23 protein-coding genes and 1 tRNA gene are annotated in these 21,758 nt (G+C 64.5%); 17 read left to right on the top strand and 7 right to left on the bottom strand.

Annotation, left to right across the window (positions count from 1 at the left end; all coding sequences use genetic code 11):
- The first annotated feature begins 195 nt into the window (after positions 1 to 195).
- From JQ572_RS30800 to JQ572_RS30755, 10 genes are all read left to right on the top strand, one after another.
- The gene (locus JQ572_RS30800; protein WP_211386614.1) at positions 196 to 3,687 is read left to right on the top strand and encodes an indolepyruvate ferredoxin oxidoreductase family protein; all 3,492 of its coding nucleotides are present in this window, start codon (positions 196 to 198) and stop codon (positions 3,685 to 3,687) included.
- A 14-nt stretch (positions 3,688 to 3,701) separates the two neighbouring features.
- Entirely contained in the window at positions 3,702 to 4,001 is a 300-nt protein-coding gene (locus JQ572_RS30795; RefSeq protein WP_211386613.1) for a hypothetical protein, read from the top strand.
- Positions 4,002 to 4,151: 150 nt separating this feature from the next.
- Positions 4,152 to 5,309: a thiolase domain-containing protein gene (locus JQ572_RS30790; protein WP_211386612.1), complete on the top strand. Its 1,158-nt coding sequence runs from the start codon at positions 4,152 to 4,154 to the stop codon at positions 5,307 to 5,309.
- Positions 5,309 to 5,698: a Zn-ribbon domain-containing OB-fold protein gene (locus JQ572_RS30785; protein WP_211386611.1), complete on the top strand. Its 390-nt coding sequence runs from the start codon at positions 5,309 to 5,311 to the stop codon at positions 5,696 to 5,698. The genes JQ572_RS30790 and JQ572_RS30785 overlap by 1 nt, the downstream gene beginning before the upstream one ends.
- A 199-nt stretch (positions 5,699 to 5,897) precedes the next feature.
- On the top strand, positions 5,898 to 6,758 hold the full coding sequence (locus JQ572_RS30780) for a MaoC family dehydratase (protein ID WP_211386610.1): 861 nt from the start codon (positions 5,898 to 5,900) through the stop codon (positions 6,756 to 6,758).
- An 85-nt stretch (positions 6,759 to 6,843) separates the two neighbouring features.
- The gene (locus JQ572_RS30775) at positions 6,844 to 7,722 is read left to right on the top strand and encodes an SDR family oxidoreductase (RefSeq protein WP_211386609.1); all 879 of its coding nucleotides are present in this window, start codon (positions 6,844 to 6,846) and stop codon (positions 7,720 to 7,722) included.
- Between the two features lie 130 nt (positions 7,723 to 7,852).
- Complete coding sequence (locus JQ572_RS30770) at positions 7,853 to 8,806, top strand: dihydrodipicolinate synthase family protein (protein WP_211386608.1); 954 nt, start codon at positions 7,853 to 7,855, stop codon at positions 8,804 to 8,806.
- A gap of 4 nt (positions 8,807 to 8,810) precedes the next feature.
- Positions 8,811 to 9,605 (top strand): NUDIX hydrolase, encoded by a 795-nt coding sequence (locus JQ572_RS30765; protein ID WP_211386607.1) that lies wholly within the window; start codon positions 8,811 to 8,813, stop codon positions 9,603 to 9,605.
- Between the two features lie 78 nt (positions 9,606 to 9,683).
- On the top strand, positions 9,684 to 10,598 hold the full coding sequence (locus JQ572_RS30760) for a DMT family transporter (protein ID WP_211386606.1): 915 nt from the start codon (positions 9,684 to 9,686) through the stop codon (positions 10,596 to 10,598).
- Between the two features lie 117 nt (positions 10,599 to 10,715).
- The gene (locus tag JQ572_RS30755) at positions 10,716 to 13,403 is read left to right on the top strand and encodes a PAS domain S-box protein (protein WP_211386605.1); all 2,688 of its coding nucleotides are present in this window, start codon (positions 10,716 to 10,718) and stop codon (positions 13,401 to 13,403) included.
- An 11-nt stretch (positions 13,404 to 13,414) separates the two neighbouring features.
- On the opposite strand, the gene JQ572_RS30750 is transcribed toward JQ572_RS30755, so the two are convergent.
- Positions 13,415 to 13,768, bottom strand: a complete 354-nt coding sequence (locus JQ572_RS30750) for a GrlR family regulatory protein (RefSeq protein ID WP_211386604.1) — start codon at positions 13,766 to 13,768, stop codon at positions 13,415 to 13,417.
- A gap of 258 nt (positions 13,769 to 14,026) precedes the next feature.
- On the opposite strand from JQ572_RS30750, the gene JQ572_RS30745 reads away from it, so the two are divergent.
- A complete protein-coding gene (locus JQ572_RS30745) occupies positions 14,027 to 14,524 on the top strand; it encodes a hypothetical protein (RefSeq protein WP_211386603.1) in 498 nt (165 codons plus the stop codon).
- 52 nt (positions 14,525 to 14,576) lie between these two features.
- On the opposite strand, the gene JQ572_RS30740 is transcribed toward JQ572_RS30745, so the two are convergent.
- Positions 14,577 to 14,960: a VOC family protein gene (locus tag JQ572_RS30740; protein WP_211386602.1), complete on the bottom strand. Its 384-nt coding sequence runs from the start codon at positions 14,958 to 14,960 to the stop codon at positions 14,577 to 14,579.
- A 180-nt stretch (positions 14,961 to 15,140) separates the two neighbouring features.
- Here JQ572_RS30740 and JQ572_RS30735 point away from each other — a divergent pair, with 180 nt between their 5' ends.
- From JQ572_RS30735 to JQ572_RS30725, 3 genes are all read left to right on the top strand, one after another.
- Complete coding sequence (locus JQ572_RS30735) at positions 15,141 to 15,713, top strand: hypothetical protein (RefSeq protein ID WP_211386601.1); 573 nt, start codon at positions 15,141 to 15,143, stop codon at positions 15,711 to 15,713.
- 170 nt (positions 15,714 to 15,883) lie between these two features.
- Positions 15,884 to 16,417 carry a hypothetical protein gene (locus JQ572_RS30730; RefSeq protein ID WP_211386600.1) on the top strand — a complete coding sequence of 178 codons (534 nt, stop codon included), beginning with the start codon at positions 15,884 to 15,886 and terminating at the stop codon, positions 16,415 to 16,417.
- Positions 16,418 to 16,566: 149 nt separating this feature from the next.
- Positions 16,567 to 16,643 (top strand) — tRNA-Arg (locus JQ572_RS30725).
- 60 nt (positions 16,644 to 16,703) lie between these two features.
- Here JQ572_RS30725 and JQ572_RS30720 read toward each other — a convergent pair.
- The 3 genes from JQ572_RS30720 to JQ572_RS30715 form a co-directional block, all read right to left on the bottom strand.
- Positions 16,704 to 17,666: an AraC family transcriptional regulator gene (locus tag JQ572_RS30720; RefSeq protein WP_211386599.1), complete on the bottom strand. Its 963-nt coding sequence runs from the start codon at positions 17,664 to 17,666 to the stop codon at positions 16,704 to 16,706.
- Positions 17,667 to 17,811: 145 nt separating this feature from the next.
- The gene (locus JQ572_RS35360) at positions 17,812 to 17,946 is read right to left on the bottom strand and encodes a hypothetical protein (protein ID WP_256808406.1); all 135 of its coding nucleotides are present in this window, start codon (positions 17,944 to 17,946) and stop codon (positions 17,812 to 17,814) included.
- A 168-nt stretch (positions 17,947 to 18,114) separates the two neighbouring features.
- Positions 18,115 to 18,402 carry a hypothetical protein gene (locus JQ572_RS30715; protein WP_211386593.1) on the bottom strand — a complete coding sequence of 96 codons (288 nt, stop codon included), beginning with the start codon at positions 18,400 to 18,402 and terminating at the stop codon, positions 18,115 to 18,117.
- A 295-nt stretch (positions 18,403 to 18,697) separates the two neighbouring features.
- Between JQ572_RS30715 and JQ572_RS30710 the strand changes: the two genes are divergently transcribed.
- On the top strand, positions 18,698 to 19,159 hold the full coding sequence (locus tag JQ572_RS30710) for a host attachment protein (RefSeq protein ID WP_211386591.1): 462 nt from the start codon (positions 18,698 to 18,700) through the stop codon (positions 19,157 to 19,159).
- Positions 19,160 to 19,189: 30 nt separating this feature from the next.
- Here JQ572_RS30710 and JQ572_RS30705 read toward each other — a convergent pair whose 3' ends face one another.
- Entirely contained in the window at positions 19,190 to 19,453 is a 264-nt protein-coding gene (locus tag JQ572_RS30705) for a hypothetical protein (RefSeq protein WP_211386589.1), read from the bottom strand.
- A 292-nt stretch (positions 19,454 to 19,745) separates the two neighbouring features.
- Between JQ572_RS30705 and JQ572_RS30700 the strand changes: the two genes are divergently transcribed.
- Entirely contained in the window at positions 19,746 to 20,192 is a 447-nt protein-coding gene (locus JQ572_RS30700) for a hypothetical protein (RefSeq protein ID WP_211386587.1), read from the top strand.
- Between the two features lie 103 nt (positions 20,193 to 20,295).
- Positions 20,296 to 21,168 (top strand): DMT family transporter, encoded by an 873-nt coding sequence (locus tag JQ572_RS30695; RefSeq protein WP_211386585.1) that lies wholly within the window; start codon positions 20,296 to 20,298, stop codon positions 21,166 to 21,168.
- 226 nt (positions 21,169 to 21,394) lie between these two features.
- Here the strand turns inward: JQ572_RS30695 and JQ572_RS30690 are convergent, their stop codons facing one another.
- Complete coding sequence (locus tag JQ572_RS30690; protein ID WP_211386583.1) at positions 21,395 to 21,697, bottom strand: histone; 303 nt, start codon at positions 21,695 to 21,697, stop codon at positions 21,395 to 21,397.
- Between the last annotated feature and the right edge of the window lie 61 nt (positions 21,698 to 21,758).

Here is a 21,758-nt window from a genome sequence, read left to right as displayed (position 1 = left end):
AATTGAAAATGCCCGATGTCTTTGCAGCCACGAAATTGCGATTTTTACCCGGCGCCTCCTTTGGTCCAGATTTGTGATGCGGAGCGTGAAATATCCGACATAGAGTGGCGGAGACGGTCGGCGCGCCCTAGCTAAAAACAACGGGCAGGCAACGGCTTAAGTGGCCAAACGCCCAAAAGGGCGGAAGAGGACAAAATGGGCATCAACCAGGGTCCGATCAGTCTCGACCAGAAATACACCCAGGACACCGGTCACGTCTTCACCACGGGCATCCAGGCCCTGGTTCGGTTGCCGATGGCCCAGATCCGGCGCGACCGCGCCAACGGCCTCAACACCGCGGGCTTCATCTCCGGCTACCGCGGCTCGCCGCTCGGCGGCTACGACCAGCAGCTCTTCGCCGCGCGAAAACATCTCGAGCAGTACAACATCAAGTTCCAGCCTGGCGTGAACGAGGACCTGGCGGCGACCGCGGTCTGGGGCTCGCAGCAGCTCAACCTCTCGCCCGGCGCCAAGTACGACGGCGTCGTCGGCATCTGGTACGGCAAGGGCCCCGGCGTCGACCGCTGCGGCGATGTGTTCCGCCACGGCAATGCAGCCGGCTCCGCCAAGAACGGCGGCGTCTTGTGTCTGGCCGGCGACGACCACGGCGCGAAATCCTCGACCGTCCCGCATCAGTCCGACCATGCCTTCATGTCGGCGCTGATGCCCTATCTCTACCCGTCCAGCATCCACGAGATGATCGAGATGGGCCTGCTCGGCATCGCGATGTCGCGCTACTCGGGCTGCTGGGTCGGCATGAAGGTGATCACCGAGACGGTGGAGACCACCGCCGAGATCGACCTCACCGACGAGATGAAGCCTTTCATCATCCCCCCGGATTTCGAGCTGCCGCCCGGCGGCCTCAATCTGCGCTGGCCCGACGACCGCTTCGAGCAGGACCGCCGCCTGCAGGATTACAAGGGCTTTGCCGCGATCGCCTTTGCTCGCGCCAACAAGGTCAACCGCATCACCATGGATTCGCCGAATGCGCGCTTCGGCATCATGGCGTCCGGCAAGAGCTATGAGGACGTTCGCCAGGCATTGCGCGAGCTCGGGATCACCGAGGAGGTCGCCGCGAAAATCGGGCTGCGCCTCTACAAGATCGGCATGCCCTGGCCCTTGGAGCCGGAAGGCGTACGCCAGTTCGCGGTCGGGCTGGAGGAGATCTTCATCATCGAGGAACGGCGCGAGATCGTCGAGAACCAGGTCAAGCAGGAGCTGTTCAACTGGCGCGACGACGTTCGCCCGCGCATCGTCGGCAAGATGGACGAGCACGACAAGCGCTTCCTGACCTTCTCCGCCGAACTCAGCGTCGCCTCGCTCGCCACCTCGCTCACCGAACGTCTGCTTCGACTTAATCTGAACCCCGAGATTGCGGAGATGCTCCGCGTCAAGGCCGACTGGTTCAACGGCCGCCAGGCGACCCAGATGCAGGCGGTCGCACCCGTCTCCCGCACTCCCTACTTCTGCTCCGGTTGCCCCCACAACACCTCGACAAAAGTCCCCGAAGGCAGCCGCGCGCTCGCCGGCATCGGCTGCCATTTCATGGCGCTGTGGATGGACCGCTCGACCGAAACGTTTACGCATATGGGCGGCGAGGGCGTGCCGTGGGTCGGCATCGCGCCCTTCACCAACGAGAACCACATCTTCGCGAATCTCGGCGACGGCACCTATTTCCACTCCGGCCTGCTCGCAATCCGTCAGGCGGTCGCCTCCAAGACCAACATCACCTACAAGATCCTCTACAACGACGCGGTGGCCATGACCGGTGGCCAGCGCCATGACGGCGATCTCTCGCCGCAGCAGATCACCTTCCAGCTCCATGCCGAGGGCATTCGCGAGATCTATCTGGTCTCCGAAGCGCCCGATTCCTATCCGGCCGACACCATCGCGCCCGGCGTGAAGCTGTATCACCGCGACGAGCTCGACAGCGTCATGAAGATGTGCCGCGAGCACAAGGGTACCTCGGCCATCGTGTTCGTGCAGACCTGCGCCGCCGAGAAGCGCCGCCGCCGCAAGCGCGGCCTGATGGAAGATCCGGCGCGCCGCGTCATGATCAATCCGGCCGTCTGCGAGGGCTGCGGCGACTGCTCGGTGCAGTCGAACTGCATCTCGGTCGAGCCGCTGGAGACCGAGTTCGGCCGCAAGCGCGCCATCAACCAGTCGTCCTGCAACAAGGACTATTCCTGCGTGAAGGGTTTTTGCCCGTCCTTCGTCACCGTCGACGGCGGCAAGCCGCGCCACCGCGCGCCGGCCGATCTCGGTGACATCGGCGCGCTGCCGGAGCCGGCCTCGCGCCCGACGCTGGACAAGCCCTACAACATCGCCGTCGGCGGCGTCGGCGGCACCGGCGTGCTCACGATCGGCGCGCTGCTCGGCATGGCCGCCCACATCGAGGGCAAGGCCTCGATGATCCTCGACATGTCGGGTCTCGCGCAGAAGGGCGGCGCGGTGCTGAGCCATGTCCGCCTGTCGGATCATCCGGCGGAAGTGACCTGCTCGCGCATCGTTACCGGCACGGCCGATCTCGTGCTGGCCGCCGACGAGGTGGTCGCCGTCGCGAAGGACACGATCTCGCTCTGCGACACCAGCCGCACCCGCGGCATCATCAACAGCCACGTCATTCCCACCGCCGACTTCGTCCTCAACCGCGACTTCAACTTCCAGACCCGCAAGCTGAACGGATTGCTGGAGACCGCGCTGCACAAGGACTCCGTGTTCTTCGATTTCACCAAGCCGGCCGAGCAGCTGCTCGGCGACAGCATCGCCACTAACATGATGATGATGGGCTACGCCTATCAGAAGGGGCTGTTCCCGCTGTCGGCTGAAGCGATCGAGCAGGCGATCGAGGTCAACGGCGTCTCGATCAAGATGAACAAGGAAGCGTTCCGCCTCGGCCGCCTCGCGGTCGCGGACCCCGCGCGTCTCGCCGGCATGCTGAAGGGAACGGACGAGGTCGTGGCGCCCAAGACCCTGGACGCGATGACGCTCGACGATCTCATCGCCCATCGCGCCAGGCATCTCACCGCCTATCAGAACGGCCGGCTCGCCAAACGCTACCGCAGGCTGGTCGATCAGGTCAGCGACGCCGTGGTGAAGGGCGGCTATGACGAGGCGCTGACGCGTGCGGTCGCAATCAACTATGCCAAGCTACTCGCCTACAAGGACGAATACGAGGTCGCGCGGCTCTTCACCGACGGCGCCTTCGAAAAACAGCTCCGCGACCAGTTCGAGGGCGACTTCAAGTTCAACTTCAACCTCGCGCCGCCGATCCTCAGCAGCGGCGTCGACGCGCTCGGCCGTCCGAAGAAGCGCGCTTTCGGTCCGTGGATGCTGAGCGTCTTCCGCGTGCTGGCAAAATTCAAGTTCCTGCGCGGCACGCCGTTCGACATCTTCGGCCGAAGCGCCGACCGCAAGCTCGAACGCGATCTGATTACCGGCTACGAGAAGGACGTCTCAACCGTGCTCGGCCTGTTGTCGCCGCTCACAATCGACACCGCGGTCGAGCTGCTGTCGCTGCCGGACCGCATCCGTGGCTACGGCCCGGTGAAAGAGAAGGCGGTCGCGGACGCCAAGGCCCGCTACGCCCAGCTCGCCGCCGATCTCGCGAACCCGCCGCCCGCACCAAGGCAGATCGCGGCGGAGTAGGAAGGTCTCGTAGGGTGGGCGCAGGCGCAAAGCGCCGTGCCCACCATCTCACCGCGATTGAGCCCCAAGAGGCGGGCAAGCTACGCTTTGCCCAGCCTAAAAATTCCTCTTTGAAATCAACCACTGCTCTACTGTGCATGGGGTTGTTTCGCGAGATCGAAGTGTTGTTTTCGAAAAATCGAAAATCGCTTGTGCCGTCGGGCAAAACACCTTTAGGATTTTGCCCGTCGGTCCCGTCATTGCGAGCGGAGCGAAGCAATCCAGAAATGCATCCGCCGAAAGATTCCTGGATTGCTTCGCTACGCTCGCAATGACTGCGGAGGCAGGCGGGCGCTCCATGACCGTCGCCACTTGCGCCAAACCGCTCCCCCTCTCGCCCGACGGAATATTTCCGCGCTTGCCAATGCTGCAGCGGGGGTTCAGAAAAACGGAGCAAGAAGAAACGCCAGCGGAGACCTGAAGTTTTGACCATCAAGGGCAAGGCCTACATTGCCGGGATCTACGAACACCCGACCCGGCATGCGCCGGACAAATCCACCGCCCAGCTTCACGCCGAGGTCGCCAAAGGCGCGATCGAGGACGCCGGGCTCTCCAAGGACGATGTCGACGGCTATTTCTGCGCGGGCGACGCTCCCGGCGGCGCCTGGCCGATGGTCGACTATCTCGGCCTGAACACCAAAAAGCTCCGCCATGTCGATTCCACCGAGACCGGCGGCTGTTCCTACATCATCCATCTCGGCCATGCCGCCGAAGCGATCGCAGCGGGCAAGTGCTCGATCGCGCTGATCACGCTGGCCGGCAAGCCGCGCACCGGCGCGATGCCGCCGCGCGCGGCCGGCGCGGAAGCCGATTTCGAGTCCGCTTATGGCGCGACCACGCACAATGCCTACGGCATGTGTGCCATGCGTCATATGCACGACTACGGCACCACCAGCGAGCAGCTCGCCTGGATCAAGGTCGCGGCCTCGCATCACGCGCAATACAATCCGCATGCGATGCTCAAGGACGTCGTCACAGTCGAGGATGTCCTGAACTCGCCGATGATCTCCGATCCCCTGCATCGCATGGATTGCTGCGTCGTCTCCGACGGCGGCGGCGCGCTGATCGTGACCACGCCCGAGATCGCCAGAAGCCTGAAGAAGCCGCTGGTCAAGCTGATCGGCCATGGCGAGGCGATGAAGGGCCCGCGCGGCGGCAAGGATCTCGATCTCACATATTCCGCCGGCATCTGGTCCGGTCCGCGCGCGTTCGAGGAAGCCAGCATCACGCCGAAGGACATCAAGTACGCCTCGATCTACGACAGCTTCACCATCACGGTGCTGATGCAGCTCGAAGACCTCGGCTTCTGCAAGAAGGGCGAGGGCGGCAAGTTCGTCGCCGACGGCAATCTGATCTCGGGTGTCGGCAAGCTGCCGTTCAACACCGATGGCGGCGGCCTCTGCAGCAACCACCCCGTCAATCGGGGCGGCATGACCAAGATCATCGAGGCCGTGCGGCAGCTGCGCGGCGAGGCGCATCCGAAGGTGCAGGTCAAGAACTGCGATCTCGCCATCGCCCACGGCACCGGCGGCCTCTTGGGTGTTCGCCACGCTGCCTCGACTGCCATTCTGGAGCGCGTGTGATGGTAGATGCAAAGAAATATCCGGCTCCCGTGACGAACCCCGAAACCGCCGCGTTCTGGGACGCCGCGAAACAGGGCAAGTTCATGATCAAGCGCTGCACCGCCTGCGGCGAAGCCCATTACTTCCCGCGCTCGATCTGCCCGTTCTGCTACTCCGACAAGACGGTGTGGGAGGAAGCCTCGGGCGAGGGCACGATCTACACCTGGAGCCTGATGCGGAAGTCGCCGACCGGCCCTTACGCGATCGGCTACGTCACGCTGAAGGAAGGGCCGTCGGTGCAGACCAACATCGTCGACTGCGATCTCGAGAAGCTCAAGATCGGCCAGAAGGTGAAGGTGGTGTTCAAGCCGACGGATGGCGCTCCATTGCCGTTCTTCACGCCGGCCTGATTGCTTTCTTCCTCCCCCCTTGTGGGGGAAGGTGGCGCGAAGCGCCGGATGAGGGGTATCTCTCCGCGGAAAGACTATTTGTGTGGAGACAACCCCTCACCCAATTGAATTTGTCGCACTGTCCTCGCTGCCCTCTCCCACAAGGGGAGAGGGCACTCTAACTGGCGGTGTCGAAGACATTCGGGAGGAAATCAGAAAAATGTCCGCCAGATACGAAGAGCTCAAAGCCCTCAAAAACCTCGGCCAGAAATACGCCTATGGCGACCGTGAAGTGATGCTCTACGCTTACGGCATCGGCCTCGGCGCCGATCCCATGGACGAGAACGAGCTCGCCTTCGTCAACGAGGGTACGCTGACGCCGCGGCCGCTCAAGGTGGTTCCGACCTTCGCCTCCGTCGCGGCCTGGGGCTCGGGGCCCGGCGAAATGAACCTCAACCGCGTGATGGTGGTCGACGGTGAGCGCGACATCACTTTCCATCAGCCGCTCCCGGTCGCCGCACACATCACCGCCGACTCCTCTGTCGTCGAGGTGTACGACAAGGGCAAGGACAAGGGCGTGGTCATCGCTCATCAGACGGTGCTGAAGAACGAGAAGGGCGAGAAGCTGGCAACGCTGGTCGCCTCGCGCTTCGCCCGCGGCGACGGCGGTTTTGGCGGGCCGAACCTGACCCAGTCCGATCCGCACAAGATCCCATCGCGCTCGCCCGACAAGACCGTCGATATCGTCACGCGTCCCGACCAGGCGCTGGTGTACCGGCTCTGCGGCGACCGCAACCCGCTCCACAGCGATCCGGAGTTTGCGAAGAAGGCCGGCTTCCCGCGTCCGATCCTGCACGGCATGTGCACCTACGGCATCACCTGCCGCGGCGTGCTCCAGACCTATGCCGACTACGACGCCTCCGCCTTCCGGCAGCACGTCGCGCGGTTCTCCTCGCCGGTCTATCCCGGCGAGACCGTGACCATGGATCTCTGGAAGGACGGCAACACGATCTCGTTCGAAGCCAAGGTGAAGTCGCGCGGCGTCACCGTGATCAAGAACGGCAAGACGGTGCTGGGTTAGGAAGGTCTCGTGCCCCGGACGCAGCGTTTCACGCTGCATCGCGTCCCGGACACGAGAGAACAAAAATAACCAGGGAGAAGCCACCATGGGACTACTCGACGGCAAGGTTGCGCTGATCACCGGCGCGGGCGGGGGGCTCGGTGAGGCCTACGCAAAGTTGTTCGCGCGGGAAGGGGCCTCGGTCGTCGTCAATGACCTCGGCGGGCCTCGTGACGGCTCCGGCGCCGACAAGTCGATGGCGCAGCTCGTGGTGGACGCCATCACGGCCGAGGGCGGCAAGGCCGTCGCCAACGGCGCCGACATCTCCACCATGGAGGGCGGCCAGTCGGTGTTCGACGACGCCATCAAGCATTTCGGCCGCGCCGACATCCTCGTCAACAATGCCGGCATCCTGCGCGACCAGACCTTTGCCAAGGCGACCGAGTCCGACTGGGACAAGGTCATCAAGGTGCATCTGAAGGGCACCTTTTGTTGCACCATGCCGGTGTTTCGCTGGATGCGGGAAAACGGCGGCGGCGTCATCGTCAACACCTCCTCGACCTCAGGCCTGATCGGCAATTTCGGCCAGACCAATTACGGCGCGGCCAAGGGCGGCATCTGGGGCCTGTCCAACGTGCTGGCGATCGAGGGCCGCAAGTACAACATCCGGATCTGGACGCTGGCCCCGGGCGCGCTGACCCGCATGACCGCAGACCTGCCCCGCTATAAGGAGAACCCCGGTGCGGCGCTTGGGCCGGACGGCATCGCGCCGGCCGTGCTATACATGGTCAGCGACTTGTCGGGCGACCAGACCGGCAAGGTGCTGGGCGTATCCGGGCCCCGCGGCGTGCGCGAAATGCGGATGATGGAAATGGAAGGCTGGAAACCGCCGCACACGGGCTGGAAGGCCCAGGACATCGCCGATCATGCCGGGGAGATCTTCTTCTCCGAGGAGCAGATCAAGATGGGAGCGCGGCGGTTTTAGCCACACTGTCATTCCGGGGCGCGACGAAGTCGCGAGCCCGGAATCCATAACCCCGGCGTGTGGTTATGGATTCCGGGCCTGTCCCTTCGGGCCATCCCGGAATGACGAATAGAGAGAGATGAGGAACTAGATGAAACTGACCGCCGACGCCAAGGGCACCTTCGCAATCGCGCCGACGCCGTTCCACGATGACGGCCGGATCGACGAGCGCTCGATCGACCGCCTGACCGATTTCTACGAGAAGGTCGGCTGTGATGGCGTCACGGTGCTGGGCATCCTTGGCGAGGCGCCTAAGCTGGACGCCGCAGAGGCCGAGCAGGTCGCGGTGCGTTTCGTCAAGCGCGCCAAGAAGATGCAGGTGATCGTCGGCGTCTCCGCGCCGGGCTTTGCCACCATGCGCTCGCTGGCGAAGGCCTCGATGGATGCGGGCGCGGCCGGCGTGATGATCGCGCCGCCGCCGAGCTTGCGCACCGACGACCAGATCGTCGGCTATTTCAAGCAGGCGGCCGAGGCCATCGGGCCCGACGTGCCCTGGGTGCTCCAGGATTATCCGCTGACCTTGCAGGTGGTGTTCACCCCTGCCGTGATCCGCAAGATCGTCATGGACAATCCGAATTGCGTGATGCTCAAGCACGAGGATTGGCCGGGCCTCGAGAAGATCACGACCCTGCGCGGCTTCCAGAAGGACGGCTCGCTCCGTCCGCTCTCGATCCTCTGCGGCAACGGCGGCACGTTCCTCGATTTCGAGATGGAGCGCGGCGCCGACGGTGCCATGACCGGTTATGCTTTCCCCGAGTTGCTGATCGATGTCGTGAACCTCTCCAAGGCCGGCAAGCGCGACGCCGCGCATGACCTGTTCGACGCGCATCTGCCGCTGATCCGCTACGAGCAGCAGCCGGGCGCGGGCCTCGCCGTGCGCAAATACGTGCTCCAGAAGCGCGGCATCATCGCCTCGAGCGCGCAGCGCAAGCCGGGCGCGACCATCACGGCGGCGGCGAAGGCGGAGGTCGAGTATCTGCTGTCCCGCGTCGCCCGGTTCGACAAGCGGGCCAATCTTGGCCCGCAATCCAGCGCCGCAGGTTAGGTGGATGGCCGAGACATCAGCATCACGCCCGGCGTCGACGATCCTTCTGCTGCGTGACGGCGGGAAGGAAGTCGAGGTCTTCATGATGGTTCGCCATCATCAGATCGAGTTCAACTCGGGCGCCTTGGTGTTTCCCGGCGGCAGCGTCGATGCCGGCGACCAGGAGATTGTCGCCCGGTCCGACCTCTATTCGGGCGGCGAGGGCCTCAGCGAATCCGACCGGGGCTTCCGGATCGCCGCGATCCGCGAGACCTTCGAGGAGAGCGGCATCCTGCTGGCGCGCTCGAAGGACTCGGGAGCGCCGATCGATGCCAGGCGCGCCGGCGAGATCGCCGATGCGCATCGCGTCGCGCTCAACGAGCACAAGATCAGCTTCCTCGATATCCTCGCCGACAACGGCCTCCGGCTCGCGCTCGACACGCTCGTACCCTACGCGCACTGGATCACGCCGGAGGGCATGCCGAAGCGTTTCGACACCTGGTTCTTTCTTGCCGCGGCGCCGCCCGATCAGCTCGGCGCCCATGATGGCAGGGAGTCGACGGACTCGATCTGGGTGTCGCCGCGCGAGGCGCTGGAGGGCGGGGAAAGCGGCCGCTTCAAGCTGCCGTTCCCGACCACGCGCAATTTGATCCGGCTCGCCAAGCAGGGCAGCGTGGGCGCCGCGCTGGAGCATGCGCGCGGCATGTCCATCGTCACGGTGATGCCGGTCATGACCAAGACCGAAACCGGCCGCCAGCTCCGCATCCCCCGCGAAGCCGGCTATGACGGCGAGGTGTTCGAGGTCGGGGCGGTCGGCTAGGACACTTCGACACAAAGCGAAGTATTGACGACCGCAGGCGCGCTAGGTTCCGTTCGTGACAACGGGACGGAGCGCGACATGGACAATCGGCAGGACACCAACATCGCCGTCGAGCTCGCGCTGCTGGTCGTGCTCGCAACGCTCTGGGGCGGCTCCTATACCTTCATCAAGCTCGGCGTCGCCACCATTCCGCCGATCACGCTGATTGCGGCGCGCACCACCATTGCGGGCCTCCTGCTGCTCGTCGTCATGTGGGCGCGGGGCATCAGGATGCCGACGGACCGTGCGACCTGGCAGCGCTTCGCGTTCCAGGCCGTGCTCAACAGCGTCATCCCCTGGACGCTGATCGCCTGGGGCGAACATCATGTCGATGCTGCGCTCGCCACCATCCTCAATTCGGCCGGCCCGATCTTCACCTTCCTGCTCACGGCGGTGGTCACCCGCCACGAGACGACGACGCCGCGAAAGCTGTTCGGCGTGGTCGCCGGCATGGCCGGCATCCTGCTGATCGTCGGCGTCGATGCCTTTCATGACCTCGGCAGCGGCCTGCTCGCCGAGGCGGCAATCGTCGCTGCCACGATCTGCTACGCCTGTGCCGCAATCTTCGGCCGCAGCTTCAAGGGCCTCGATCCCATGGCGCCCGCGGCGGGCTCGCTGCTGGCGGGCGCGGCGGCGCTGATCCCGGCCTCGCTGATCGTCGAGCAGCCCTGGACGCTGTCGCCCTCGCTGAGTTCCGTACTGGCGCTGCTCGCGCTGGCGACCTTCTCGACGGCCGCGGCCTTCGCGATCTACTTCCGCCTGATCCAGACCCTGGGCTCGGTCGGCACCACCGCGCAGGCCTACCTGCGCGTGCCGATCGGGGTTGCCATCAGCGTCGCCTTCCTCGGCGAGACCCTGAGCCGGACCGCCTGGATCGGGCTCGCCTGCGTCGTTCTCGGCGTCGCCGCCATGACCATCCCGGCCCGGCGGCCGGCCAGCGTCGAAGCGTCATAATCCGAAGGGGCGGCAGGCTCCCGATATTAAGGATATTCGGCGGCCAGAGGCGTGTTCCCCCGGGGGCGCAATACGTCGTATATTGGGAGGCCCAGCAGCCCGGTCCTCAAATCACCAATGTCCGCCGAATTGACGCCGACCCCTGAGAAAAAGCGAACATTCTCGCTCTCCATCGGCCAGCTCACCTTCGGCAGCTTCCTTCTGGTGCTGGCCGTGATCATCGTCACCTCGGCCGCGAGCGTGATCGCGATCCGGCACATCGACACCACCTTCGCCGAGCTGCAGAGGCTCCAGAGCGTCGGCGATCTCGCCGAGGACATCGACCGCCGCATGAACGAGCTGCGCCTTGCCGCGCGCGACTTCGTCACCGATCCCGGTGCGGGCGTCCAGTTCAAGCAGGTGGGCGAGGCGGCCTCGACGCTCAGCGACATCCTCAAGAAGACCCGCATCGAGCTCGCGCCCGAGCAGCAGGACATGATCGACGGGGTCACCGAGCGGCTTGCGACCTATCGCAGCGGCCTGGAGCGGATCTCGACCCTGATCGACCGCCGTGCCCAGCTGCTCGCCGGTCTGCCGCCGCTTCGTGACCAGTTCGACGTGGCCGTCTCCGGCACCGCGGACCGCGAGCTGGCATCCCGCCTGTCCGAGGCGCAGAGCCGGATCGCCCTCGGACTGCTCGCGCGCAACCCGTCTGCGGCCGAGCAGGCGGCGCAGAGCATGCGGGCAATGGGCATCGCGGATACCAGGCTGAGATCGGCCGTCAACGATTACGCCGAGGCGATTATCGCGGTCGCCGTGCGTGAACGTCAGATCGCCGACATCGACCGCGAGGTGCTGGGAACCGAAGGCCGGTTGATCGGCCGCGTCACCGAATTGCTGCGCGAGGTCTCGGCCCGGCGCGGCCACGTGCTGTCGCGCGACTTTGCCCGCACCCTGACGGAGGCACGGTGGCAGAGCATCGTGCTCGGCACCATCGGCGTGCTGATCGGCATGGTCGCGGCCGCCTTCGTGGTGCGGCGGACCGTCCGGCCGCTTGCGAAGATCGCAAGATCGATCCGCGCGCTCGCGGCTGGCGAGAAAGACACGTCGATCCCGTCGGCCGATCTCGACAACGAGATCGGCGATATCGCGCGCGCAGCCGAAGTGTTCCGCCGCGCGCTGGAGGAAGCGGACACCGCGCGCGAGGCGGCGGTGCGCGCGCTGACTGAACAGCGCCTCGCCGAAGAGAGCTACCGGAAACTGTTCGAGGGTTCGGTCGACGGCATCTATGTGACGACGCCGGCCGGCGACCTCCTCAACGCCAATCCTGCGCTGGCGCGGATGATGGGCTACGACAGCCCGCAGGACCTGATCGAAAGCATCAACGATATCGCCCACACCATCTACGTCCACCCCGAGGCACGCGTCGAGTATCAGCGGCTGATGGCGCGCGACGGCATGGTGCGCGAATTCGAGTACCAGGTGCGCCAGCGCAGCGGCAACATCCTGTGGCTGTCCGACAGCGCCACCGGCGTCCGGGACGAGGCGGGCACCATCGTCCGCTACGAGGGCACGCTGCGCGACATCACCGACCAGAAGCGGGCGGAAGACGCCATCGCCGAAGGCCGGCGCCTGCTCCAGCAGGTCATCGACACCGTGCCGGCGGTAATCAACGTCAAGGACCGCGATCTGCGCTACGTGCTGATGAACCGCTACATGGCCGGCATCTTCGGCATTGAGCCCGGTGACGCGCTCGGCCGCACCACCGCCGACCTGATGTCGCGCTACGGCGCGGCCAAGACCGACGAGAACGACAAGCGCGTGCTGGATCTGCGCAGGGGACTCGGCTTCTACGAGGAGGAGTACAAGGATTCCTCCGGCAACATGCGGCAATGGCTGGTCAACAAGCTGCCGCTGCTCGATGCCGAGGGTGAGATCGAGCGGATCGTCACCGTGGCGCTCGACATCGGCGAGCGCAAGCGCGGCGAACAGGAGATGCGCAAAGCCAAGGAATCCGCCGAGACCGCGCTACGCAATCTGCGCGAGACCCAGGCTTCGCTGATCGAGGCGGAGAAGCTCGCCGCGCTCGGGCGGCTCGTGGCCGGCGTCGCGCATGAGGTCAACAATCCCGTCGGCATCAGCCTCACGGTCGCCTCCGCGCTGGAGCGCAAGGCCGCGATGTTCACCGCCGAGGTCGAGCGCGGCGAGCTCCGGCGCTCCGCGCTCAACGACTTCCTCAACACCAGCCGCGACGCGTCCTCGCAGCTCGTCTCCAACCTCAATCGCGCCGCCGAGTTGATCCAGTCGTTCAAGCAGGTCGCCGCCGACCGCAACTATTCCGACCAGCGCAGCTTCGATCTCGGCGACCTCACCGAGCAGGTGGTGATGAGCTTGCGGCCGGGCCTGCGCAAGCACAATCTGACGCTCAATGTCGAGTGCCAGCCGGATCTGACCATGAACAGCTATCCCGGGCCGTACGGCCAGGTGCTGACCAATCTGTTTCTCAATTCGGTGGCGCACGCCTTCCCGGACGGCCGACCGGGGAGCATCGACATCCAGGTGCGCGAGTCGGGCAAGGACAATGTCGAGATCATCTTCTCCGACAATGGTTGCGGCATGTCGCTCGACGTTCGCCGCCGCGCCTTCGATCCGTTCTTCACGACGCGGCGCGACCAGGGCGGCACCGGTCTCGGGCTGCACATCGTCTACAGCATCGTCACCAACCGGCTCGGCGGACGGCTCGACCTCGATTCCGAACCGGGCAGCGGTACGCGCATCCAGATCATCCTGCCGCGCGTGGCGCCGCTCGAGCAGGCCGCGGAATAGTTCGCGCCTGGTTAGTCGGCTTCTGCGAGCTTGTGCAGGGTGGCGCTGAAAATCAGGCTCGCCTTGCCGACGAGCGCTGTGCCCGTCATCTCTGCGCGGGTGTCCGTGTAGGTGCCGCTGACGCCGATGCCGACCGGGGCCGGGCCACCGAACAGAGGATTGTCATCGCCCCGCGGCGAGGTGTGCCGTTGCACCAGCACCTCACCTTTGAAGGTGTGGTCGTCCTTCACCACGTAGCTGCCCGTATAATAAAGGTAGGCATCGCCGCCAAGGATCTTGCCGTCGCGAAAAAGAATCACGCCGCTGCCCTTGCCGGCCCGACCATCGAGCAGGCTCACGTGAATCGAATAGAGGCCGTTCTTCATAACGTCCCGAGGCCGGCCGCCATCGCCCAATGGCGTAACCGGTAGGGCTTTTATGCCAAAGCGCGTCCCCTCGCGCAACGCGGCAGTTTGCCGGCCGCCGCGGCAGCCGGCCGCTGCGAGCCGTAGTTGTCCCGACTTGCGTGTGACGACCTCATGACGGTCTGATCATGACGCGAGGCCAGCCGTTGCGAATCAAGTTGGCCCGCGAAATGCATAACCATTGTTGCACTGGCCGCGGGGTGCTGGAGCAAGACAAACGTGAGCAACTGGATCGATTCCGGCGGCGATGAGCCGCGTCAGTACAGTGTGCGTCCCACGATTTGCGAAACACAGCAGCGACGGAACGGCGACACGGCACGCTGGCGAAGCGTGGCGAGCCTCGCTTGCGCTCTGGCTCTGATCGCACTCGCTGCCCCATTCGGGCACGCGCGCGACCGCGGCCAGTTCGTCAACACCAATGCCGACCTGAAGGCCTGGTTCGACGGCCTGCGAAGCGGCAAGGGGCCTTGCTGTTCCGATGCCGACGGCTCGGCGCTGTCGGACGCCGACTGGGACAGCAAGGACGGGCATTACCGGGTCCGCGTCCCGCGCTACGGCTTCGTGCGCGAAGGCCAGCTGCAGGAACTCGTCTGGGTCGACGTCCCCGAGGAGGCCGTGATCTCCGAGCCGAACCGGGTGGGGCGCACCATGGTCTGGCCGATCTACGGCTACATGGGCGTCGCGATCCGATGCTTCATGCCCGGGAGCATGACTTAGGCAGGCCAGGCGGCTTCGCCTGGTCTGGCTGAAGCCGATGCGGCGCGCCGTGTCAGGTATACTTCTTGTCGCGCTCGAGCAGCTCGATGGAGATGCCCTCGGGACCGCGGATGAAGCAGATGCGCACGCCGGGGCGGATCGTGGTCGGTTCGCGCGTGAAGGTCACGCCCTTTGCCTTGATCTCGGCCGCGACGGCGTCGATGTCCTTCACCGTCAGACCGAAATGGTCGAGCCCCTGATGCGGGTGCGGCGGCGGCGGGCTCACCGCGTTGTCGCCCTCGAGCGGCGCGATGAAGATTTTCGCGCCGCCAAGACTTACATCGATCCGTCCCGGTGCGTGTACGATCTCGCCACCGAGGATGTCCCGCAGCCAGGCCGCCGTGGCCTCCGGATCGGGGCTGCGCAGATGGACGTGATCCCAAGTGACGACTGGCATTTCATGTTCTCCCGACGGGTCTTTCGATGTTGCAGCGCATGTTAGCGGCCCCGGCCGGAGACCGCCACCGCCCATGCCGATTCGCAACTGCGCGGGAACCTTAGTTCGTCTTCCGGATTGAGGTAAGCAGTGGCCCAGTCCGTCGTTGAAGGCGCTACGGCCATCCTCGGTGACATACCCATGAACGTCAGGTTTGACCGGATCCGGTTGGGACGTTTTGCCGAAAGCGGCGAGCGGCTGGCACGGACCGTGACGATCGCGAGCGTCTCGTTCGGCCGAAGCCTGCTGTGGCTGCTGGCGGCCATCATCGTCGGCTGCGGCGTCTGGATGCTGCTGCCGCTGTCCAGGGGCAATGGTGCCGAGCCGGCGGCGTCTGGCGTGGCGGCTGTCGAGCCGACCCCTTCGGGCAATGCGGCAGCTGCGGTGTCGCCGGTGTCCGAAGCTCAGGCTCCGGCAATGGCAGAACTCGGTCGCCTCAGGATTTCATCGCAGACCTGGCGCCGCGGCGGGCTTGGTTCGAAAGCGCTGGTGACGTTCACGCTGCGAAACGACAATGACTATGCCGTAAAGGATCTCGAGATCGTCTGCGCTTTTGCGCGGCGCGACGGCAGTCATCTCACCGACCGCAGCCGCGTGCTTGCGGACCCGGTCAGCATGAAGAGCCGCAAGACTTTTGCGCGCATTCCGGTCGGCTTCGTCAACGTGAATGCCGATCAGGCGAAGTGTTCGCTGGTTGCGGCACGCCGGGCGTGAAGGCGGCACTCTCCGGTAGCGGAAAAGTTACTCTTCCCAAACCTCCCAAAGTCCTGGCCAAAAACTTTGGCGTTGCCATTTGAACCGAATGGCTGGGCCGGGAACCAATTGAGTAATCGCCTGTTGAGGCGAAGTGCCCACGCGGGGATGCGGGGGGCGGAGTGCGGCCAATGCCCATCTTTCGGTATTTCGTCTTTGTCGGTGGAGCTTTGCTCGCAGTGCTGTTCGCGGCGAACTATGTTCTGCCGGCTTCGCCTGTGACGCAGGCTGTCGCAACCGCAAGCAACGAACAGCCGCTGATCCGGATCAGGTCCGATCGGCACCTGCCGGACCGCGTCGTGCTCGACACCAGCCAGCCGACGATAACCGCGCCTGCATTGAAGGTCGCCGCTGTCGCAGCTCCCGTGCCCACGGCGCAGGACAGCGGCGTGTCGCCGGCCTTGGCCGAGATGTCGGCGAAGGCGCGGGTCCGCGAAACGTTCGCCCAATTCACACCCGCTGGGAAAGCCGATACCGCCGCGGTCAAGAAGACCGAAGCCAAGGCGCAGGTTCAGCCGCAGGTTCAGGCGCAGACCCAGCTGCCTCAGGCACCCGTTCAGTCCAAGCGCAAGGTCGCCAGGACCCATCCGGCGCCGCAGCCGGGACGGCCGATGATGCTGGTGGCACAGCAGCCGCATTTTGGCCTTTTCGACACCACCTGGTGAGAGAGCCTTTGGTGCCTCGATCGAGGCGGGAAGGGCTTTTTATTGGCCGGCCTCTCTGCTAATTCGAACCCGTCCGAACGTCATCCGGCCGGCTGGTCCGCCAGCTGCGGTCCGGTGCATCTCGGTTGTGGCCCACTGCCTGGGCCAGGGCGCTCGTAGCTCAGCTGGATAGAGCATCGGATTTCGATTCCGAGGGTCGGAGGTTCGAATCCTTCCGAGCGCGCCAGTTCCGGATATGTTCCGAAGCGATGCTGGTATCTCATAACCGCCGCAACGGTCCGCGCAGTCAGCCTGCCGCTGGACTGGCTTGCCGGCCCCGTGCCAGCGTGTCCGAGGGCGTTTCGCGGAATGTCGCGCGGTAGGCTGCGGCAAACTCGCCGAGATGATGGAAACCCTGAGCGCGCGCGCATGTGGCGACGGTGGTGCCGCCTTTGAGGAGGCGAGCCCGGGTCGCCCACAATTTTTTCAGGCGAATGTATTGGTGCAGGCTCATGCCGCGCACCTTGCTGACTGCGCCGCCGAGCGTCCGGATCGAGACGCCAAACTCGTCGGCGAGATCGGCTGTGTAGATCGAAGCAGTCGGATGAGTTGCGACGTAATCGTCGATCCGCTGCACGAGCTTGGCCGACCGTTCGCCATGGACCGAGGCGCTCCGGTCCGAAAGCGGATCGATTTGGAACAGATCGTCGAGCGCGAGCAGCAGGCCTTCCTGCAGATGGGCGGCGACCTCGGTGGCTTCGAACAAAAGCGGCTGCACCGATGCGGTTCGCAGTATGTCGAGCAGGAGTTGCCGTGTATGGAGCAGGGCGGGCCTGTTCGCGACGCAGGCCCTCAGGTCGTCGGCCTGATCGAACCAGCCCCGGTCCCTCAGATTGGGCGAGAAGACGATCATCGCATGATGATTGGTCTGAGGCTCGACGAAATGGCCTTCATCGTTGCCGCGAAGCGCAACGAAGAAGCGCGCGTCGAGATCCATTCCCTTGGAATTGACCCGAAGGTCGTCCGTCATGGGCAGGATCACCATCCCGCCGGGCATGCGATAGGCGGTGTCGAGGATGCGCGCGAACGAGCGCATCATGATGATGCGGCATGCCGGCAGGGAGACCACGGCGCGGGCCGCCGCGAAGTTCGGGACGTCGAGCGGAATGCTTCTCGCATCCTCCATCGACTCGATCGGCCGAAACGCATCGACGTCGGCAAAGCCGATCAGTTGAAGCGCGGAGGAAGGGGCGAGGGCGTTGAACAACATGCGTCTAGCCGGCTTCTGCAATGTGACAATCAAATGAACGTCAGTACATCGCCATCAATGGCGAAACATCGCCCCCCAGTAAACCGGATTCAGGGCCGTAGTATTGCGGACATCATGCCATCAAGGCCTCGGATCGATGTCGTGGTCAACGGTCCCGGCTCATCGGCTGGCCGGTGGCGAGGTCGATGAAATGCAGCCGCGTGCAGGCGGGACAGGTGAAGGAAGCAACGTTCCGTCCCTCCTGCCTCTGCTGCTTCTCGAGATGCGTCTGCACATTCATGCCCGTCTGGGGGCATCGAAAAACGATCAAATCGGCCATCACCGCAGAATGACGGCGTGGCGGGTTTTATCTTTGATCTGGATCAGTTTTGGGATGGCTCCAGACCGGCCGCGATCGCGCAATCCACGATCGCGCAAAAACGAAGGGGCCCGGAGGCCCCCTTAGAGATCACCAGCGGCGATAGCGCGGTCCATAGTAACGCGGTCCATAGTAACGCGGGGCATAATAGCGCGGCGCATAATACCTGGGGCCGTAATACGGCTGCGGCGCGTAGTATCCATAGTAGTTCGGGCGCCAGAAACAGCGTCCCCAGGCGTCACAGACCATGCGAACCTGCTCGACGTTCGAGACCTGCGGGGTCGCAGGAGCAGGCGCGATGGGCATGGCGAACGCCGCCGGTGATGCCAGGATGGCACCGAAAAGGGACGCGGCGACGAGGCCAATCTTAAGCTTCATGATGTCTTCCTCCGCTTACGCAATACAGGATATCGAAGTTGTTCTGATCAAATTGTGGCGGAACCGAAATGTAATGCTGATGAACAAATCTTCAGCCAGTCCGCCGCAGGCCTGACCTTTGGGCTCCGCCAGCCTATCCCAGGTTCGGGTCCCTGACCAACGCCGTGCCTGGGTTCACCGGCATCCTTGATCCCGCGCAATTCATCGGTGCGGCTTCCTTCCTAGGCTTGTCGTCGCGGCCAGTCCTTCGAGGAATTCGAAGGGCAGTGGTCGCGAGACTGCTTGGAGCTGGGCAATGGACAAGATGAGACTGGACAACGGTGACTGGCTGGTCGTGTGCGACGGACGCAAGGCGCTCATATTGGAGAACCTCGGCGACGAGATGTTTCCGAATCTCCACACCAGGGAGGTGCACGAGCAGCCCAATCCCTCGACCAGCGCGCAAGGGACCGACGCGCCGGGCAGGCTGCATGGCGCGGCCGGCGGGGCGCGCAGCTCGGTGGAGCAGACGGATTGGCACGATGAGGCCGAGCGCGCCTTCCTGCGGGGCCTGGCCGGCCGGCTCGACGCCGCCGTCAGTTCGGGCGAGACATCGGCCCTGACCATGGTGGCCTCGCCGCGTGCGCTCGGGATGATTCGCGCCGATTATTCGGATGTCGTGCGCAAAGCGCTCCAGAGGGAGATCGGCAAGGACCTCGTCAAGCTGCCGGTCCACGAGATCGAGAAGCAATTGCTGCTGTCGGGCGCCGCCAAATAGCGGCACCCGCAGAGGATGCGCCAGCGTTCCTCAGTAGCAGGGGTGCCGGCGGCGGTCCTGGCCGACATAGGCGGCCGCGCTCTGGTAGCAATGGTTGGTCGATGGGCCGTCGTAAAAGGCAAAGGTCCCCGGGGTGATGCCGGGCCCGTAATTGTGCAGATAGCTGATCGGGTAGGGCAGCGGGTTCGCGTAGTAGCGGTGGTACCGGTGATGTCCGCGCGCCTCCGCGAGGCCAGGGGCAAGGATTGCGGCCGAAAGGGCAGCAACTGCGGCTACAAGCGTCAACTTGCTCATCTCGATTCTCCGGAACCCGCGCGAATAGGTCAGCTGTTTATAGCCATTTCGGCCGGCCAGAACACCCGTCGGACGCCCGGAAATCGAGGCCGGTCCCGCAGATTCCCGGGTGGGTGTGACAGAATTGCCGGACAAGCGGTTCAGGCTGCCCATTTTTGGCCTTTTCGGGATGCTTAACGAATTCCCCACACAAGTATGACCAAAGAGAATTCAGCTAAGAATCCTGTCGCCGGCCCTTTGGGGGTCCTTCGAGGCCGGTCCCATTCCTGAAGGCTTTCGTCGTCACCTCGCCATGCGCATCACGCTTCTGAGCCTGCTGTTGCTCTGCCTCGCTGCCGCCACGCCGGCGCGCGCCGTGCTGCACATCACCCGCGACCACGGCGGCTATGTCGATGAGTACAAGGCCAAGTACAAGCACGTCCGCGAGAAGGGCGAGCGCGTCATCATCGACGGCATCTGCAACTCGGCCTGTACACTGGTGCTCGGCATCGTGCCGATGAACAAGATCTGCGTCACGCCGCGCGCCAGCCTTGGCTTCCACCAGGCCTACTACGACAAGGCCTTCACCTTCGGCATCAAGGTCACCAGCGCCGAAGGCACCTCCGATCTGATGTCCTACTACCCCGACACGGTGAAGGACTGGATCCGCCGCAATGGCGGGCTCACCACCGACATGAAGAAGATCAAGAACGGTGTCGATCTCTGGAAGATCATCGACCCCTGTCCGGAAGAATGGTGAGCGGCTGAGCCGTCCCCGTGCGTCGCAGCGCAGCATCATCCGGACGAGATTCGCCGAAATTCGCATTGCCGCATAGACCGCCCATGGGGCAATGAGGGCGGTAATGAACCATAATCAAGAAGCACTGACCGCCCGCGCCGCGCCGATCCTGTTCGTCCTGCTCTGGAGCACCGGATTCATCGGCACCAAATACGTCATCAACAACGCCGATCCCTTGACCTATCTCGCCATCCGCATGGCGATCGTGGTCGGTCTGATGGCGATCATCGCAGCGATCGCGCGTCCGAAATGGCCGGACCGGATCGGAATCGCGCACAGCGCGGTTGCCGGCATCCTCGTCCATGGCTTCTATCTCGGCGGCACCGCAATCGCGATCGCGCACTCGATTCCGGCCGGGCTCTCCGCGCTGATTCCAGGCCTTCAGCCGATCCTGACCTCGACCATCGCCAACCGCTGGCTCGGCGAGAAGGTGACGCCGGTGCAATGGGCGGGTCTCGTGCTTGGCCTCGGCGGCGTGATGCTGATCCTGCACGGCCGTCCCATGACCGGCGAAGCCGGGCTCGGATGGCTTGCCTCGGTTGTCGCGCTGATCAGCATCACGCTCGGCACGCTCTATCAGCGCCGCTACTGCAACCACATCGACTGGCGCGCCGGCAATCTCGTGCAGTACGTGTCCGTCACGATCTTCTTCGCGATCGGCGCCTTCCTGTTCGAGGATCGCGTAGTGCACTGGACCCGGGAGTTCGTGCTCGCGCTCGCCTGGCTCGCCGTCGCGCTCTCGATCGGATCGATCGGGCTATTGTACTGGCTGATCCGGCATGCCGCGGCGACCTCGGTTGCGAGCCTGTTCTACCTGGTACCAGCCGTCACGGCGCTGATGGCCTATCTTCTGTTCGGCGAGAAGCTCGATGCGCTCGCGATTGCCGGCATGGCGATGTGCGCGGCGGCGGTGTTCGTGGTCAATCGGCGCTTTTAGGCCGAAAGGCCGGAGCGCTGGAACACATCCCCGACGTGCCGCGCCCAAGCAGTCGCAGCGAATTTTGCGATCCCCAAGACGCCCGCCATCCGGGCAGGCGCGCATCGGGGCGGCGAGGGCAGGGCGCTTTGCCGCAAAGCCTCCGGGCGCGCCCGCACCCGGAGGCTTGCTCTGGTCTATCCTTGACCTATCCTCGACCTTTCCTTGGCCTAACCCTGGGCCGGGATCAGCGCTTGGCCTTCTTGGCCTTTTTCTTCTTGGCGGCTTTCTTTGGAGCCTTCTTCGGAGCCTTCTTGGCGGCCTTCTTCGTGGTTTTCCTCGCGGTTTTCTTGGCCGCTTTCTTCGACGACTTCTTTGCCGCCTTCTTCGACGTATTCTTGGCGGCCTTCTTCGGCACTACTTTCTTCGCGACCTTCTTGGCGGCTTTCCTGACCTTCTTGACGGCGGTGACTGCGGCTTCCTTGGTCGCTTCCACGGCGGTGGTGATCGTCTCCATCGCCTGTTCGGTGATCGGCTTCTCGTCGTCCATATCGTCCCCCACGGTTTGTATGGAGCGACGACGATAGCGGGTTTCAAAATTGTGTCAAAGC

This window comes from Bradyrhizobium sp. SZCCT0153 (assembly GCF_018129995.1).
GTDB classification, from domain to species: Bacteria; Pseudomonadota; Alphaproteobacteria; order Rhizobiales; family Xanthobacteraceae; genus Bradyrhizobium; species Bradyrhizobium japonicum_G.
The sequence above is the reverse complement of the archived record's forward strand: the minus strand, read 5'-3'. Positions and strand labels throughout refer to the sequence as shown.

What these genes read in the sequence shown, in the direction of transcription:
- JQ572_RS30800 (WP_211386614.1), top strand. Translation starts at nt 196, where the DNA reads ATGGGCATCAACCAGGGTCCGATCAGTCTCGACCAGAAATACACCCAG.
- JQ572_RS30785 (WP_211386611.1), top strand. Translation starts at nt 5,309, where the DNA reads ATGGTAGATGCAAAGAAATATCCGGCTCCCGTGACGAACCCCGAAACC.
- JQ572_RS30780 (WP_211386610.1), top strand. Translation starts at nt 5,898, where the DNA reads ATGTCCGCCAGATACGAAGAGCTCAAAGCCCTCAAAAACCTCGGCCAG.
- JQ572_RS30775 (WP_211386609.1), top strand. Translation starts at nt 6,844, where the DNA reads ATGGGACTACTCGACGGCAAGGTTGCGCTGATCACCGGCGCGGGCGGG.
- JQ572_RS30770 (WP_211386608.1), top strand. Translation starts at nt 7,853, where the DNA reads ATGAAACTGACCGCCGACGCCAAGGGCACCTTCGCAATCGCGCCGACG.
- JQ572_RS30765 (WP_211386607.1), top strand. Translation starts at nt 8,811, where the DNA reads ATGGCCGAGACATCAGCATCACGCCCGGCGTCGACGATCCTTCTGCTG.
- JQ572_RS30760 (WP_211386606.1), top strand. Translation starts at nt 9,684, where the DNA reads ATGGACAATCGGCAGGACACCAACATCGCCGTCGAGCTCGCGCTGCTG.
- JQ572_RS30755 (WP_211386605.1), top strand. Translation starts at nt 10,716, where the DNA reads ATGTCCGCCGAATTGACGCCGACCCCTGAGAAAAAGCGAACATTCTCG.
- JQ572_RS30750 (WP_211386604.1), bottom strand. Translation starts at nt 13,768, where the DNA reads ATGAAGAACGGCCTCTATTCGATTCACGTGAGCCTGCTCGATGGTCGG.
- JQ572_RS30740 (WP_211386602.1), bottom strand. Translation starts at nt 14,960, where the DNA reads ATGCCAGTCGTCACTTGGGATCACGTCCATCTGCGCAGCCCCGATCCG.
- JQ572_RS30735 (WP_211386601.1), top strand. Translation starts at nt 15,141, where the DNA reads ATGAACGTCAGGTTTGACCGGATCCGGTTGGGACGTTTTGCCGAAAGC.
- JQ572_RS30730 (WP_211386600.1), top strand. Translation starts at nt 15,884, where the DNA reads ATGCCCATCTTTCGGTATTTCGTCTTTGTCGGTGGAGCTTTGCTCGCA.
- JQ572_RS30720 (WP_211386599.1), bottom strand. Translation starts at nt 17,666, where the DNA reads ATGTTGTTCAACGCCCTCGCCCCTTCCTCCGCGCTTCAACTGATCGGC.
- JQ572_RS35360 (WP_256808406.1), bottom strand. Translation starts at nt 17,946, where the DNA reads ATGAATGTGCAGACGCATCTCGAGAAGCAGCAGAGGCAGGAGGGACGG.
- JQ572_RS30715 (WP_211386593.1), bottom strand. Translation starts at nt 18,402, where the DNA reads ATGAAGCTTAAGATTGGCCTCGTCGCCGCGTCCCTTTTCGGTGCCATC.
- JQ572_RS30710 (WP_211386591.1), top strand. Translation starts at nt 18,698, where the DNA reads ATGGACAAGATGAGACTGGACAACGGTGACTGGCTGGTCGTGTGCGAC.
- JQ572_RS30705 (WP_211386589.1), bottom strand. Translation starts at nt 19,453, where the DNA reads ATGAGCAAGTTGACGCTTGTAGCCGCAGTTGCTGCCCTTTCGGCCGCA.
- JQ572_RS30700 (WP_211386587.1), top strand. Translation starts at nt 19,746, where the DNA reads ATGCGCATCACGCTTCTGAGCCTGCTGTTGCTCTGCCTCGCTGCCGCC.
- JQ572_RS30695 (WP_211386585.1), top strand. Translation starts at nt 20,296, where the DNA reads ATGAACCATAATCAAGAAGCACTGACCGCCCGCGCCGCGCCGATCCTG.
- JQ572_RS30690 (WP_211386583.1), bottom strand. Translation starts at nt 21,697, where the DNA reads ATGGACGACGAGAAGCCGATCACCGAACAGGCGATGGAGACGATCACC.